This is a genomic window from Pseudonocardia lacus (assembly GCF_018531445.1).
GTDB lineage: Bacteria > Actinomycetota > Actinomycetes > Mycobacteriales > Pseudonocardiaceae > Pseudonocardia > Pseudonocardia lacus.
In genome coordinates this window covers 1-14,794 of the sequence record NZ_JAHDTH010000211.1, presented here as the reverse complement: position 1 = coordinate 14,794, position 14,794 = coordinate 1, and the positions used below count along the sequence as shown (strand labels likewise).

General features: G+C 75.8%; 12 protein-coding genes. 7 read left to right on the top strand and 5 right to left on the bottom strand.

The annotated features are described in order from the left end of the window. Positions 1-113 precede the first annotated feature (113 nt). Entirely contained in the window at positions 114-1,526 is a 1,413-nt protein-coding gene (gene sthA, locus KIK08_RS31885; RefSeq protein ID WP_214407025.1) for a Si-specific NAD(P)(+) transhydrogenase, read from the top strand. A 15-nt stretch (positions 1,527-1,541) separates the two neighbouring features. Here the strand turns inward: sthA and KIK08_RS40595 are convergent, their stop codons facing one another. After that, entirely contained in the window at positions 1,542-2,444 is a 903-nt protein-coding gene (locus KIK08_RS40595; protein WP_250558245.1) for a M23 family metallopeptidase, read from the bottom strand. Positions 2,445-3,166: 722 nt separating this feature from the next. Between KIK08_RS40595 and KIK08_RS31875 the strand changes: the two genes are divergently transcribed. The 6 genes from KIK08_RS31875 (at position 3,167) to KIK08_RS31850 (ending at position 8,522) form a co-directional block, all read left to right on the top strand. Then, the gene (locus tag KIK08_RS31875; protein WP_214407024.1) at positions 3,167-3,502 is read left to right on the top strand and encodes a hypothetical protein; all 336 of its coding nucleotides are present in this window, start codon (positions 3,167-3,169) and stop codon (positions 3,500-3,502) included. Between the two features lie 14 nt (positions 3,503-3,516). Further along, positions 3,517-3,825: a pore-forming ESAT-6 family protein gene (locus KIK08_RS31870; protein WP_214407023.1), complete on the top strand. Its 309-nt coding sequence runs from the start codon at positions 3,517-3,519 to the stop codon at positions 3,823-3,825. Between the two features lie 131 nt (positions 3,826-3,956). After that, positions 3,957-4,301, top strand: coding sequence for a DUF6507 family protein (locus tag KIK08_RS31865; RefSeq protein ID WP_214407022.1), 345 nt, complete (start codon positions 3,957-3,959; stop codon positions 4,299-4,301). Beyond that, on the top strand, positions 4,298-7,111 hold the full coding sequence (locus KIK08_RS31860) for an IQM protein middle domain-containing protein (protein ID WP_214407021.1): 2,814 nt from the start codon (positions 4,298-4,300) through the stop codon (positions 7,109-7,111). Before KIK08_RS31865 ends, KIK08_RS31860 begins: the two co-directional genes overlap by 4 nt. Before the next feature lie 3 nt (positions 7,112-7,114). Next, positions 7,115-7,705, top strand: coding sequence for a hypothetical protein (locus KIK08_RS31855; protein WP_214407020.1), 591 nt, complete (start codon positions 7,115-7,117; stop codon positions 7,703-7,705). A 142-nt stretch (positions 7,706-7,847) separates the two neighbouring features. Further along, positions 7,848-8,522: an endonuclease V gene (locus KIK08_RS31850; RefSeq protein ID WP_214407019.1), complete on the top strand. Its 675-nt coding sequence runs from the start codon at positions 7,848-7,850 to the stop codon at positions 8,520-8,522. Between the two features lie 3 nt (positions 8,523-8,525). Here the strand turns inward: KIK08_RS31850 and KIK08_RS31845 are convergent, their stop codons facing one another. The 4 genes from KIK08_RS31845 to KIK08_RS31830 all read right to left on the bottom strand — a co-directional run. Continuing rightward, a complete protein-coding gene (locus KIK08_RS31845) occupies positions 8,526-9,524 on the bottom strand; it encodes a DUF6177 family protein (protein ID WP_214407018.1) in 999 nt (332 codons plus the stop codon). Next, complete coding sequence (locus tag KIK08_RS31840; RefSeq protein ID WP_214407017.1) at positions 9,509-9,856, bottom strand: hypothetical protein; 348 nt, start codon at positions 9,854-9,856, stop codon at positions 9,509-9,511. Before KIK08_RS31840 ends, KIK08_RS31845 begins: the two co-directional genes overlap by 16 nt. After that, positions 9,853-13,881, bottom strand: coding sequence for a type VII secretion protein EccCa (gene eccCa, locus KIK08_RS31835; protein ID WP_214407016.1), 4,029 nt, complete (start codon positions 13,879-13,881; stop codon positions 9,853-9,855). Before eccCa ends, KIK08_RS31840 begins: the two co-directional genes overlap by 4 nt. Next, positions 13,878-14,794 (bottom strand): MinD/ParA family ATP-binding protein (locus KIK08_RS31830; RefSeq protein ID WP_308258024.1); only part of this gene is annotated, 917 nt, incomplete at its 5' end. The genes KIK08_RS31830 and eccCa, both read right to left, overlap by 4 nt.

Sequence of the window (14,794 nt, the reverse complement as noted above, 5' to 3'; positions counted from 1 at the left end):
CGGCCCGCGACGCTGGCGGCACGCGCCCGACCTGCCCGCCGCCGGTCGGGCGCGGTCGAGCGGCGGCGGACGGACGGGCGGCGCGCAGCCGCGACGAAGCTGGAGGAGCCCGGGTGTACGACTACGACCTGCTGGTCATCGGATCCGGTCCGGGCGGGCAGAAGGCCGCGATCGCCGCCGCGAAGCTCGGCAAGCGGGTGGCCGTGGCCGAGCGGCGCGACATGATGGGCGGGGTCTGCGTCAACACCGGCACCATCCCGTCCAAGACGCTGCGCGAAGCAGTGCTGTACCTCACCGGCTTCGCCCAGCGGGACATGTACGGCGCCAGCTACCGGGTCAAGTCCGAGATCACCATCGCCGACCTGCTCGCCCGCACGCAGCACGTCGTCGGCCGCGAGGTCGAGGTGATCCGCAACCAGCTGCTGCGCAACCACGTCGACATCCTCGGCGGCACCGCCCGCTTCGAGGACCCGCACACCGTCACCGTCGCGGGCGAGGGCCGCGGCGACCACAAGACGGTGACCGCCGACAAGATCGTGATCGCCACCGGGACCAAGCCCGCCCGCCCGGCCGAGGTCGCCTTCGACGACGACCACGTGCTCGACTCCGACGGCGTGCTCCAGATGCAGCGGGTGCCGTCGTCGCTGGTCGTGGTGGGCGCCGGGGTGATCGGCATCGAGTACGCCTCGATGTTCGCCGCGCTGGGCACCCGGGTGACGGTCGTCGAGAAGCGCCCGACGATGCTCGACTTCTGCGACCCCGAGGTCGTCGAGTCGCTCAAGTTCCACCTGCGCGACCAGTCGGTCACCTTCCGGTTCGGCGAGGAGGTCTCCCGCGTCGAGACCACCAGCCGGGGCACGGTGACCAGCCTGGCCAGCGGCAAGCGGATCGCCGCCGACATGGTGATGTACTCGGCCGGTCGGCAGGGCGTGACCGAGGAGCTCGACCTGGAGAAGGCCGGGCTGGAGGCCGACCGGCGCGGTCGGATCGCCGTCGACGAGCACTACCGGACCCCGGTGCCGCACATCTACGCCGTGGGCGACGTGATCGGCTTCCCGGCGCTCGCCGCGACCAGCATGGACCAGGGGCGCCTGGCCGCCTACCACGCCTTCGACGAGCCGGCCCGGGAGCTGCAGGCGCTGCAGCCGATCGGCATCTACACCGTCCCGGAGATCTCCTACTGCGGCCTCACCGAGGCCGAGCTGACCACCCGCGCCGTCCCCTACGAGGTGGGCACCTCGCGCTACCGCGAGTTGGCCAGGGGCGCGATCGTGGGCGACTCCTACGGCATGCTGAAGATGCTGGTCTCCACCGAGGACCGCACGCTGCTGGGCGTGCACCTGTTCGGCACCGGGGCCACCGACCTGGTGCACATCGGCCAGGCGGTCATGGCCTGCGGCGGGACGGTCGACTACCTGGTCGACACGGTGCTGAACTACCCGACGCTGTCGGAGGCCTACAAGGTGGCCGCGCTGGACGCCACGAACAAGATCCGCGCGCTGGACGCCCTGGCGGCCGAGGCCTGACAGCGGGCACCGCCTCTAGAGCGTGACCCCGAACTCGTTCATCCAGGGCCGCGGGTTGATCTTCGTGCCGGCCTCGGTGGTCACCTCGAAGTGCAGGTGCGGCCCGGTGGACTGACCGCGGTTGCCGACCTCGGCGATGACCTCGCCCGCCTCGACCTCCTCGCCCACGCCGACGAACGAGCGGTTGATGTGGCCGTAGGTGGTGATCGTGCCGTCCTCGTGCTGCACGCGCACCCACAGCCCGAAGCCGCTGGCCGGCCCGGAGTCGATGACGGTGCCGTCGAGCGGGACGTGGATCGGGGTGCCGATCGGCGCCGCGACGTCGATGCCCTCGTGGGCGCGGCCGTTGCGGGCGCCGAAGGACGAGGTGAACGTGCCGTCGACCATCTGGACGCCGCCACCGGCGACGGCGGCGGCCGCCGCCGCCTCGCTGTCCGCCGCGCGGTCGGCCGCGGCGCGCTCCTGCTCGGCGACGCGGGCCCGCTCCTGCTCGGCCGCGCGGGCGCTCTCCTCGGCCGCGACGCGCTGCAGGTCGGCGGCCTTCACCAGGCCCGCTGCGTCGGCGACCACCGGCTCGGCGGTCAACGGCTCGGCCCCGATGGCCCCGACGGGCTCGGTGACCAGCGGCGCGGCCGCCGAGGCCGCGACGACCGGGGCGGCGGAGACGTCGGGCGTCGTGGGCGCCGACTGCTCCGGGGCGGTGCCCAGGAGGCCGTCGATCCCGGCGCGCAGCGCGGCGGCCCCGTCGGAGGCCGCGGGGACGGCCTGGACGAGCAGGTGCTGGCCGGTCGCGGCGAGCGCGGTGCCGGCGATCGCGGCCGCGACGAAGCGGACGGGGGTGGACGAGGTGAACGAGTCCGCGCGGGATCCCGCGCCACCCGCGCCACCGGCCGGCGCGGCCGACTGCAGCAGGGGCAAGCGGAACTCGACGGTCCGGTACGCGTCACCGACCCCCGCTGCCGCCAGCACGGGCGACAGCGGGGGCTCGAGGTGTGCGCGCCGGCCCTCGGGGGAGCGGTGCCGTGCCACGACCTTCCTTCCGGATCCGGCGGCGTGGGCCGGACGTCCCTTCGGGGGTAGGGGGGTCCTCGGGGTTGGACCCGTGCCCGGGCTGTGACCACGCCGTTATCGATCCGCTGGAAACGGTAAGCCGGGAGCGACTGCCGAGTAACCCGCGCCGGGGCGCAGTGAGACTGCCGGGCGGCCCGCCGCGACGAGCGGACGAACGGGCCGGCGACCGGGCGCGTTCACCGCCCCGCTACCTCCGGTTCTCCGCCGGGATCGTCCGTTCACCGCACATCTCAGTCCGAAAAGATGCGGTCATTGCGACGATCGGACCAGCAGTGGAGGTCGGTCGACGCCCAGGACAAACGGCTGGCAGAAACAACAAGATCTATTGAACCCCGCCCGGCGCGGAGCCGTGATAAATGCAGCACGCCGGAAACGGGGTGCGGACCGAAGTTTCTCCGAGCCGACCGGAGGCACGGCGTGAATACGACATCGCCCCTCCCGCGGACAGCCCGACGGCTACAGTCCGGCGCCACGTCGTGCGACCGCGCCGTCACCACCCGCACACGCCACCGGGGGACATCGGTCGTACGACGACCGGATGACGCGAGCACCGACCAGGCGAGGCGACCATGAAGTTCGACATGGGGGCGCAGACCCTCACCGCGCTCACCCAGCAGACCCAGGGCTCCAGTGACGACCTCGGCGCCCTCATCCAGCAGTTGATCGCCGCGGCCGAGCCGCTGGAGGGCAACTTCAACGGCGCCGGCCGGGCCGCCTTCGACTCGTTCAAGGCGAACGCCGACTCGATCACCGCCGAGCTCAACGGCGCGCTGTCGGCCATCCTCGGCGGCCAGGCCGGCATGAACCAGTCCTTCAGCCAGGGCGACACCGACATGGCCGACAACGCCACCTCCGCCCAGGGTTCGGCCAACTTCGACGCCGCGCGCTTCGGCGCCGGCCGCTGAGAAGGAGTCCCGACATGCCCAGCACCGACCGCCGCAGCTTCGACACCGGCGTCTCCCAGCAGGTCCAGTCCGACCTCGGCGGCGTCGTCGCCCGCCTGGAGGCCACCATCTCCCAGCGCCAGTCCGACGTGGCCACGGCGATGTCGGACTTCCAGGCCGACGGCGTCGACGACCAGTACCGCACCGTCGAGCAGCGCTGGAACTCCGCAGCGACCCAGGTCCGGGAGATCATCGCGCTGGTCCGCACCACGATGGTCCGCAACGACGAGTCGGCGACCACCGCGCTGACCCGGGCCAGGGGCGCGGTCGACGCGATCGGCTGATCCGCCGCCGCGGCGGACGCGGATCGGCGAGGGGGGAAAGCGATGGACAGCACGCGCAGGACCAGGGGGCAGAGCACGGGACGCCACTCCGACCGGCCCGGCCCCCGGCACGAGGGGGAAGGAGGCCGGCCATGACGCGGTGGGACATCGACCCCGCGGGGGTGCGGTCCGTGCTGACGAACACCGAGGCGGTCGCCCAGGAGTTCGACGGCCAGATGCAGACGCTCAACACCGGCATCGAGGGCGCCGCGGCGCAGTCGAGCTCGGAGATCGTGGCCTCGGCGCTGGCCGGCTTCGCCGAGTCCGCCGCCGCGGACATCGGCTTCGTCTTCACCCGCACCGGCGCCTGCCTCAGCGGCGCCGCCCAGGCGACCAACGCCTACGTCGAGGGCGACCTGCAGATGGCGGCCAACGCGCAGGCGTCCGCGGACGCGGCGCCCGATCCGCGTTCGACGATGCCGGGGTACGGCCGATGATCAACCCGGCGGAGATCCCGCAGATCCCCGGGGACATGGCCGCGCTCGGCCGGCACGCCGCCGCCCTCACCGGCCTGGGCACGGCGTTCCCGGAGACCGGCCGCCGCGTGCACTCGACGTGGCAGACGCTGGCCCCGGTCTACTCCGCACCGGAGTCGGGTCAGCTGTTCGCGGCCACCGGGCCCGTGCAGACGGTCACCGCGTCGGTCGGCCAGGACTTCACCGTCGTCGGCGGCGCGCTGAGCGCCTACGCCGACGAGGTCGCGGCCATCAAGGCCCGGCTGGAGGCGCTGCGCACGCAGGCGAGCGAGTTCGTCGACACCGTGGGCGCCACCGAGGACTGGCGCGAGAACGAGGACGACGTCAACCGGCACAACCAGATGCTCAGCGACGTCAACGCGGCGGTGGCCGACTTCCAGGACGCGCAGCGCCGCTGCGCCAACGCGATCCTCGGCCTGTACTCCGACCGCCGCTTCGTCGCCGACAACGGCGACGGCGTGCTCACCGAGGGCGAGTACGGCTTCACCAGGGAGATGTTCGACGCCGCCCTCGCCGAGGAGGGCGGGCTGCCGTGGGGCGCGGCCGAGGAGCACGACCGCGGGTTCCTCGGCGACGTCGGCGCCTTCTTCGTCGGCATCAAGGACGGCGCCGTCGACATGGTGACCGGGCTGGGCGCCCTGATCGGCTACGCCGACGGCGAGTGGAGCTGGGCGACCGCGGGCGCGGCGTGGAAGGGCCTCGGCACGTTCGCGCTGGCGCTCAGCCCGGTCGCGCTCACCCTCAACAGCTTCATGGACCTGCCCGGCCTGCCCCGCGGCACCCTGCAGGACACGCTGCTCAACGCGGGCAAGGCGCTCATCGCCTACGACACCTGGGGCGAGGACAAGTCCAAGGCCGCCGGCATGGTGACGTTCAACGTCGTCTCGGCGGTGCTGGGCACCAAGGGCGCGGGCGCCGCGCTGCGCGGCGGCGGTACCGCCGCGCAGGCCAGCCGGTTCGGCCTGGTGGCCAAGGCGGGCGGGGGGATGGTCCGGGCCGGGGAGTTCCTCGGTCGGATGCCGACCGTCGGCGAGCTGGCCTCGCGGATCACGACGCGGCTGCCCGGGTTCCACGTGCCGCACATCGACATCCCGAACGTCGACGTCCCGCCCACGCACGTCGACGTGCCGAACGTCGACGCGCCGCGCGCCGAGGTCCCCTCCGGCAGCCCGTCGATCGGTGACGCGGTCGGCGACGGCGGGCGCAACGCGCTGCCCCCGTCGGCCACCATCACCCCCCACGGCGTGGTCGACGGCCGCGTCTTCGACCCGCCGACGCCGAGCACCCCGGACGGACCGCCGCTGGTCCAGGACGGGGTCATCGGGGGCGGACGCGGCGTCGACACCCCGGGCACCCCGGACACGCCGGGTGCGGACGCACCGCCGCGCCCCGACACACCCAGCCCGGCGCCGAGCATCGGCGACGCGGTCGGCGACGGGGCCCGCGGCCTCGACGCTCCCGACACGCCCGGCGCGGCCGGGGCCGATGCTCCGCCGCGACCCGAGGCACCGAACCCCGCAGACGGCCCCTCCGGGCTGGGTGACGCCGTCGGCGACGGTGCGCGCGACGTCGCGCCGCCCGGTGGCGTCATCGACCAGCGCATCGTCGACCCGCCGGGTGCCGACGCGCCGCCACGGGTCGACACGCCCGACGTCCCGGGCGAGCGCGCCCTGCCACCCGGCGCCACCCTCAGGCCCGAAGGCGTCGTCGACGGCCGGATCTTCGACCCGCCGAACGCGGCCGACCGGCCGCCGCTGGTGCAGGACGGCGTCATCGGGGGCGGCCGAGGTGGCCAGGCGCCCGACGTCCCCGGCGCCCAGGCCGCCGACGCCGCGCCGCCGCCGAGGCCGCAGGGCACGGAGGTCCCGGCCCGCGTCGGGGCCGATGCGCCGATCGAGGCCAGGGCGCCGGAGCGACCGGTCGTCCCGGACCGGCTGCCCGACCGCCCGCTGGGCCCGGGTGGGCTCCTCGACGGTCGCGCGGGCTTCGACGGACCCGACGCTCCGGCGCCGCGGCCCGATCCGGACCTGCCCGGCGGTCGGCACGAGGCGGATCCGCCCGTGCGCCCCGACGCGGACGCGACGCCGCCCGGCGGTGGCGACGGACCCGGCGGTGACGGGCCCGGTGGCGACGGACCCGGCGACGGCCCCGACGGGGACGGCGACTACGGCGACGACTCGTACTACGGCGACCGCGACGGCACCCCGGACGGCGGCGATCCGGCCGGGGAGGGCGTGCCCGGCCCCGCGGGCACCCTGCCGCCGGGTGTGCACCCACCGCTGGTGCGGGACGAGCTGCTGCCGCCCAAGGAGCTCGAAACCGCGTACCGCTACGAGAACGACCCGTCGCACCCGAACGCCGCCTTCGGCGGGAGGGTCGAGTACTTCACCCCGGAGGTGCTCGAGGCGCACCGCGTCGTGGTCATCGACGGGAAGCTGCACTGGGCCCACGACGGGTCCCCGCTGGACACGTCGAACGCGTCCACGGTGCACAGCGCGGGCCAGCCCCGCGCGATGTTCGTGATGGACCGCAACGGGAACCTCTACGTGTCGCCCGAGCAGATCGTCGGCCAGCTGCACCACTCCAGCTTCCTCGGCGGCGGGCCGGTCGCCGGCGCCGGCGAGATCTCGGTCGTGAACGGCGTGCCGCAGATCATGTCCCGCAAGAGCGGGCACTACCGGCCGCTCCCGGAGCACCAGCGGACGGTGGCCGACGTGCTGCGCGAGCAGGGACTGGACACCTCCGGGATCAACTTCGAGATGGACTTCTGACACATGACACCGACACAGCCGGTCACCCCCTGGCGGGGCTACGTCCACCAGCTGACCTACGGTGCCGATCTGTCCGAGCGGGTCGGCGACGACGCGATCGACCGGATCGTCGAGGCGGTGCTCGCGCAACGCGTGTTCACCCAGCCCGCCGAGACGTACTACGACGCCGCTTGCGCGGCGCTCGCGTCCGGTGAGCGCCTCGCCGACCTCCCCGACCAGGACGAGGCGGCGGTCCGCGACGCGCTCATCCGCATCGTGGAGGGGCTCGACGCGCGCCGCCCGTGGCCCGTGCCGCCGTTCCACCAACTGCCCGCCGGCGGATGGGCGGACCTGGCCGCGGCGCCGGTCATCGGCCGGATCCCGAGGTCGCAGATGCAGGTGCGGCGCACCCTCAACCGCCTGTTCGACACCGTCGGGCAGGGGGCGGACGAGACGAAGGTGCTGCTGCTGGAGCTGCGCACCGGCCAGCGCGTGGCGCTGCGGTCGACCGGGGCGTTCACCGCGCCCGGCGTCGATCTGCTGACGCGCGCCGAACCCGGCTCGACGGCCGCCGACTTCACCGAGCTGACCGGGCTGCCGCTCGAACCCCGCTGACGCGTGGACCGAGGCCCGACGTTCATGAACGGCACGTGCGGCACCTTCGGGAAGGTGCCATGACGCACACGCTGAAGGTCCACGAGGTGAAGCGGTGGTGGAGCTCGCCGAGTAGCGACGCCACGGCTCGCCGACGGCGGGCATGATCTCCGGTGTGGAGCGGTGGCGCGGACCGGACACGGTCGCCGGGGCCGAGGCCGTGCAGGGCGAGCTGGCCGCGCGGGTGGAGATCCCGGCCGGGCCGGTGCCGCCCCCGCGGCGCGTCGCCGGCCTCGACGTCTCCTACCGCAAGGACTCCGACCTCGTCGCGGCCGCGGCCGTCGTCGTCGACACCCGCACGCTGGAGGTCGTCGAGGAGGCGGTGGTCGAAGGGGCCGCGACGTTCCCCTACGTGCCGGGGCTGTTGGCCTTCCGCGAGGTCCCGATGCTGCTGCGGGCGCTGGACGCCCTGACGACCCCGGTCGACCTGCTGCTCTGCGACGGCCAGGGGCTGGCCCACCCCCGCCGCTGCGGGGTGGCCTGCCACCTCGGTGTGCTCACCGGGCTCCCGGCCGTGGGGTGCGCCAAGAACCACCTCGTCGGCGAGCACGACGAGCCCGGCCCGCGGCGCGGCGACCGCTCCGCGCTCGTGGACGGCGGCGACGTCCTCGGGTGCGCGCTGCGCACGCAGGACGGGGTGCGCCCGGTGTACGTCTCCCCCGGCCACCGGATCGGCGTCGACCAGGCCGGCGACGTCGTGCTCGGCCTGTGCGGCACGTTCCGGCTGCCCGATCCGGTGCGCCGGGCCGACCACATCTCCCGGCGGGCGCTGACGTGAGCGCTAGCGGAGTGCGGCGTCCAGGTCGAAGTGGCGCAGGACGGCGTCGAGCCGCTCGAACGACGTGGCGGGGCCGCCGTCGAGGCGGCACCAGCAGGCCGGGTCGCCGCTGCGCCTGCCGATGACCCGGACGGTGGTCGCAGGGGCCTCGCGGGCGTGGTCGACACCGCGGTCGGCGAGCACCGAGGGGCCGATCAGCACCCCGTAGGGGACGGCGGGCGGGCTCACCGTCGACGGGCGGGTGCCGTCGGACCGGGTGGGGTGCACGGCGACGATCATGCTGCGGGCGATGCCCGCGAGGTCCTCCACGAGCTCGTCGATGCTGTCCTGGGCCACGGCACCGGCCGCCGGTCCGGCCAGCCGGACCTCCTCCAGCACGCCGGTGGTCACCGGGGAGACCTGCAGGCGGCCCACGGCGCGGCGGCCGGGCTCGCCGGCCACGACGACCAGCGCGGTGGGGTCGGGGGCGCGGTCGCGGCAGAACCCGGTGACCTCGCGGGGCGACCACGGCTGGGTCGCGGGCTCGGCGGTGCCCCAGCCCAGCGGGGCGGCACCGGTGAGCGCCATGGCGACCGCCTCCGTGCTCGCGCCCAGCTGCAGCTCGGCGGTCGCCGGGTGCAGCGTGGTCACCTGGACCTCCAGGCTGCCCAGCGCCGGGTCGAGCGGGCGCACCGGCGGGACGGCCCCCTCCACGGGGGCGAACCGGGCGCCGTCCCAGCCGACCGGAACGCCGACGAACCCGTCGCGGAAGCCGGCGCCGTCGCGCACGACCCACTGGCCGCCGCCCGCGCCGAACAGCAGCTCCAGCGGGTAGGTGATCCGGCTGTCCGACGGGGTGAGCACCTGCAGCAGGCGTCGGCTCTCCCGGGCGGCCACCGCGGCGCCGGCCAGCCACGTCGACAGGCCGACCACGGCCCGCGCCTGTTCGACGACCAGCGCCTCGGGCGTGACGCGGTCGGCCGCGGGGTGGGGCCGCTCGGGACCGTTCACCGGCTCGACCACGACACTCCCCCCGCCAGCGAGATCAGCGCGGCGGTGAACCGGCGGGCGACGCGCGGGGCCTCCGGGTCGGTGGAGACGGCTCTGGCCTCGACCCACCACGCCGGGTGCGGGGCGTCGGCCACGCCGAGCAGGCGCTGCGCCTCCCCCGCGACCTGCACCAGCCGTGGCCCCTCGATCGTGACCAGGGGGCGCTCGTCCTGGCCGCACAGCTGCACCAGCCCGCCGCGCTCGATGGTGTGCACCCGCAGCTCGGGCCCGCAGGCCCGCATCGCGGCCAGCGTGATGCCGGCGTCGGGTTGCCGCTCGCACAGCGCGACCAGGTCGAGGGTCATGACACCTCCGGGGTGGGCTGCTCGGGACCGAGGTAGGCGGTCTGCACGATGCGGGGCGCGGTGCCGGTGCGCACGAACTTGGCCCGGCCGACCGGCATGCTCCCGGCGCGGACGCCGGCGATCAGCTGGCCCTCGGTGCGGTCGCCGGACATGATCAGCGCGAGGCAGCCCGCCTCGCGCACCCCGAGCGTGAACGGCTCGTAGAGCCCGCGCGAGGCGCCCGACACGCGGCGGGTCATCAGCACGTGCAGGCCCACGGCGCGGCCGTTGGCCAGGTGCGGCACGAGCGGGGCCAGCGGGTGCGTGCCGGACGCGGCCAGCACGTCCTGGTCGTCGACGAGCAGCACGATCCGCGGCAGCGCGGTGGCCGGCCCGCCGGAGGTGGGGACCTCGTCGCCGCCGGTGCGCTCGGCCAGCTGCCCGGCGACCGCGGTGGCCAGCCGCTGGGCCAGGACGCTGTTGTGGGCGTAGCCGCCGAGGTACTCCTCCGGGACGGCGCCGGCCAGCCCGTGGCGCGGGTCGATGACCGCGAACACCAGCTCCTCGGGGGTGTAGCCGCGCACCAGGGCCGCCGCGGCCGCGCGCAGCAGGTTGGTCTTCCCGGTGCCGGTGTCGCCCAGGACCAGCAGGTGCTGGTCGCGGCCCACCAGCTCCAGCACCGCGGGGCCGAAGTCGTTCTCGAACCGGCCCAGCGGCACCGACCCGGCCGGCACCTCGACGTCGGCGAGATCGGCGACCGGCAGCACCGCGGGCAGCACCCGCACCGGGGCCGGCAGCGCCCCCGTCCACGCGCTCGCGACCAGGGTCGCGGCCTCGGCCAGCGCCGACGACGCGGGGTCGGGCAGCCCGTCCAGGCGCGGCAGCGCGACCTGGACGTACAGCTTGGTCGTGGTCAGGCCGCGCCCGGGCGTGTCGACGGGCACGCCGCGGGCCAGCTTACCGTCGATGCCCGACTCGGCGGGCTCGGTCATCCGCAGCTCGACCCGCTGGGTGAACGCCACCTGCTGGGCGCCGCGCACCTCGCTCCACCGGCGCACGGTGGCGACCACGTGGACCCCGAACCGGCCGCCGCGGGCCAGCAGGTCGTGGATCGGCGCCTCCAACTCCTCGAACTCGGCGGTCAGCTGGCCGTAGCCGTCGACGAGCAGCACGACCTCGTCGCTGCCCAGCTCGGGGAAGCGCCCGGCGGCCCGACCGGCCCGCAGGTCGGCCAACGTGTCCAGGCCGTGCCGGGCGAAGACCCGCTCGCGCTGGGCCAGCATCGCGTGCACCTCGTCGACCGTGCGCCGCACGCGTTCGCGGTCGTCGCGGCCGGCGACCCCGCCGACGTGCGGCAGCCCGGACAGCCCGCGCAGGCCGCTGCCCAGCAGGTCGACCCCGTAGACCCCGACGCGCGTCGGGGTCGTCGACGCCGCCACCCCGAGTGCCAGCGTGCGCAGCACCGTGGACTTGCCCGAGCCCGGGCCGCCGAGCACCGCGAGGTGCCCGCCGCCTGCGGCCAGGTCGACCAGCCACGGGCCCTGCCACTGGCGGGCCGGGTCGTCGAGCAGGCCCAGCGGCACCTGCAGCCCGCCCGCGCCGTCGGCGCCGCCCGCGCGCAGCCGGACGCCCTCGGCGGTGACGTCGAAGCCCCCCGCGGCGCGGTCGAGGGTGACCGCGTCCGGCAGCGGCGGCAGCCAGATCGGGTCGACCGGGGCGGCGGCGTCGGCGAGCTTGCCCACGACCGTGGACATCAGGGTCGGGCCGCTGCCCCGGCGGGTCGGCTGGGCGGGCTCCTCCTCGACGGTGCCCTCGACGACGCGGCCGAAGCGCAGCATCTGCTTGACCGGCGGGCCGGCGACGGGGGCCAGCTCGGCCTCGGCGCCGTCGGCCAGCGGACCCGACACGTAGGCGGCCTTGAACTTCTCGTAGACGGTCACGTCGACCTTGAGGTAGCCGTTGCCGGGCAGGGCCGGCAGCCGGGCGGCGTCGGGGGTGTCGAGCACGGTGCGCGACTCCATGTCCGACAGGGTGCGCAGGCCGATCCGGTACGACAGGTAGGTCTCCAGGCCGCGCAGCTTGCCCTGCTCGATGCGCTGGCTCGACAGCAGCAGGTGCACGCCGATCGAGCGGCCGATCCGGCCCAGCCGCAGGAACAGCTCGGCGAACTCCGGTTTCGCGGTGAGCAGCTCACCGAACTCGTCGATCACCACCAGCAGGTGCGGCAGCGCCGGCATCTCCGGGGGCGCGCCCCGCTCCGCGCGGCGCATCCGGTAGTCGGTGATGTCGGTGATCCGCCCGGCGTCGGCGAGCAGCTGCTGGCGGCGGAGGACCTCGCCGTCCAGGCTGGTGTACATCCGCTCGACCATCGCGGCGTCGCCGGACAGGTTGGTGATCAGGCCGGCGACGTGCGGCAGCGGCGCGAACGGGGCGAACGCGGCGCCGCCCTTGTAGTCCACGAGCACCATCGACAGGTCCTCCGGCGCGTGCACGGTGGCCAGCGCGAGCACGAGGGTGCGCAGCAGCTCGCTCTTGCCCGACCCGGTGGCCCCGACGCACAGCCCGTGCGGACCCATGCCGAGCTGGGCCGACTCCTTCAGGTCGAGCAGCAGCGGGCGGCCCGCGGAGTCCAGGCCGATCGGGACGCGCAGGAAGTCGCGCTCGGAGCGGTGGCGCCAGAGCCGGGCGACGTCGAGGGTGGTCGGGTCGGACAGGCCGAGCAGCTCGGCGAGGTCGGCCGGTGGGGTGCCGGTGCCGTCGTCGTAGGAGTCGGCGGACAGGCGCAGCGGCGCGAGCCGCCGGGCCAGCCCCTCCAGCAGTGCACGCGGGGCGTCGTCGAGCGTGCCGGAGATGGTCATCGGCGGTGTGGCGGCCAGGTCGGTGAGCGTGGCCTCGACCCCCTCACCGACGTCGCCGCCCGGCACCCGACCGGTGATCTCCAGCCGGCGCGACACCTCGCCCGGCTCGTGCAGCCGGTCGGCCAGCAGGTGGACGACGGTGATGCCGAGCGCGGGCAGCCCGATGGCCGGGTCCGGGGTGGGGATCCGGCGCGCCACCCGCCCGAAGGCGTCGTCGACGACGACCAGGCGGGGCCGCGTGCGCGCCTCGGCCGCGCCGCCGCCGTGGCGGTGGGCGGTGGCCGCCGTGCGGGCGCGCTCGCGCAGGTCGGCCGCCAGCACCTGGACGAGCGTGGCCTCGTCGGGGACCAGCCGGGGCACCGGGCCGGCGGGGCCGATCTGCTCGCGGTCGAGCAGGTGGGGCAGCCACCGGGTCCAGCCCCAGTCGGCTTCCCGCTCCGGCGGGGCGATCACCGCGAGCCGGACGTCGTCGGGGGCGTGCAGGGCGGCGAGCTGGGCGATCAGGGCGCGGGCCACGCGCAGCGCGTCGTCGCGGTCGGTGGCGATGACGCTGACGTCGCCCGCGCGGTCGAGCCCCAGGCGCAGCGGCATGCCGGGCACCCGCTCGAAGCGCCGGATCAGCGCGCGGGCCTCCGAGCGCATGAACGGGTCGGTCGGGCTGACGACCGTGCCCTCCTCGCGCATGGTGATGTCGCGGACGGGCAGCGCGCCGGTGCCGACGCGCAGGCGCAGGAAGTCGACGTCGCCGCGGCGGCGCTCCCAGAGCCGGGCCGGGTCGGCGACCAGGCCGAGCAGGTGCCCGGCCGGCGGGTCGAGGCGCACGCTGCGCTCGCGGAAGGCCCGCTCGCGCTCGCGCAGGTCGTCGCGGAGCTCCTCGAGGTAGGTGACGTAGAGCTCGCGCTGGGCGCGGCGCTTGCGGGCCGCCTGCCCGCGCTGGGTGATGTAGAGGACGCCGGCCGCGGTGAGCGACACGACCAGGATGACGGCGCCGAGCGCGGCGAACCCCGACCCGCGCAGGAACATCATCATGCTCATCGCCAGGCCGGCGCCGGCCAGCGGGATGAGGCTCTGCAGGCCGCTGCCGGTGCGCCCGTCGGGCAGCAGCGGCGGCGGGCTCATCGTGACCGGGTCCTCGGCCAGCAGCGGCGCCACCCTGCGGGCCGGCCGGTGGACCAGGCGCGTGGTCATCGCGGGCCCGGGGCCCAGGGCGGCTGGCCCGCGCGGTGCAGCGCCAGGCCGGCGAGCCGGGTGGCCTCGATCGCCGTGGCCTCGGCCAGCCGGCCGGGCTCGACCGGCGTGGCCGCGGCGAGGTGGCGGTCGTAGGGGATGGCGACCAGCGCGGCCCCGGTGCGGGTGAGCACCTCGCGCGCGGCGTCGACGTGCAGCGCGGCCCGGCCGCCGCGGCCGGTCGTGTTGAGCGCGATGACGGTGCGCTGCAGCAGGGCGGGCGGCACCTGGGCGAGGCCGGCCAGCGTGCTGCGCACGCCGTCGGGGGTGGCCGGCGCGACGACGACGGCGGCGTGCGCGTCGTGCAGGACGTCGGCGGTGCCCGGTTGCGCCAGCCCGCGGCCGCAGTCGGTGACGCAGACGGCGAAGAACCTCGACAGGGCCCGGGTGACGTCGCGGGTCGCGCCGGGAGGGGCGCCCGCGGGGCCGGGCAGCAGCCGCAGGCCGGAGGCGGCGCGCGGGAGCAGGGGGTCGAGGTCGGCGACGCCGCGGGCGCCCAGCAGCCGGGGGCCCAGGCTCGCCAGGCCCTCCCGTTCGGCCAGACCGAGGCGCCAGGCCAGCGACCCGTGGTCGGGGTCGGCATCGGCGAGGAGGACGTGGTCGGCGCGTCGCGTGGCGAACACCGACCCCAGCAGGGCGGTGACCGTGGTGCGACCGGCGCCGCCGCGGACCGAGACCACCGCGATGCGCCGACCGGTGGTGACCGGCGCCTGCGCCGCGTCGGCCAGCTCGGCCAGCTCGCGGGTGGCCCGGGTGGTGGTGACGAGGTGCGCGGCGAAGCGGGCGGCCCGGCGGGCGAAGCCGTCGCCGTGGGGGGCGCGGTCGCCCAGCCGGCCGTCGAGGCCACCGTCGCGGGACGGGGCCGGCGGGGGCG

Coding starts and splice junctions, on each gene's coding strand:
- KIK08_RS31875 (WP_214407024.1), top strand. CDS start 3,167: ATGAAGTTCGACATGGGGGCGCAGACCCTCACCGCGCTCACCCAGCAG.
- KIK08_RS31870 (WP_214407023.1), top strand. CDS start 3,517: ATGCCCAGCACCGACCGCCGCAGCTTCGACACCGGCGTCTCCCAGCAG.
- KIK08_RS31865 (WP_214407022.1), top strand. CDS start 3,957: ATGACGCGGTGGGACATCGACCCCGCGGGGGTGCGGTCCGTGCTGACG.
- KIK08_RS31860 (WP_214407021.1), top strand. CDS start 4,298: ATGATCAACCCGGCGGAGATCCCGCAGATCCCCGGGGACATGGCCGCG.
- KIK08_RS31855 (WP_214407020.1), top strand. CDS start 7,115: ATGACACCGACACAGCCGGTCACCCCCTGGCGGGGCTACGTCCACCAG.
- KIK08_RS31850 (WP_214407019.1), top strand. CDS start 7,848: ATGATCTCCGGTGTGGAGCGGTGGCGCGGACCGGACACGGTCGCCGGG.
- KIK08_RS31840 (WP_214407017.1), bottom strand. CDS start 9,856: ATGACCCTCGACCTGGTCGCGCTGTGCGAGCGGCAACCCGACGCCGGC.
- eccCa (WP_214407016.1), bottom strand. CDS start 13,881: ATGACCACGCGCCTGGTCCACCGGCCGGCCCGCAGGGTGGCGCCGCTG.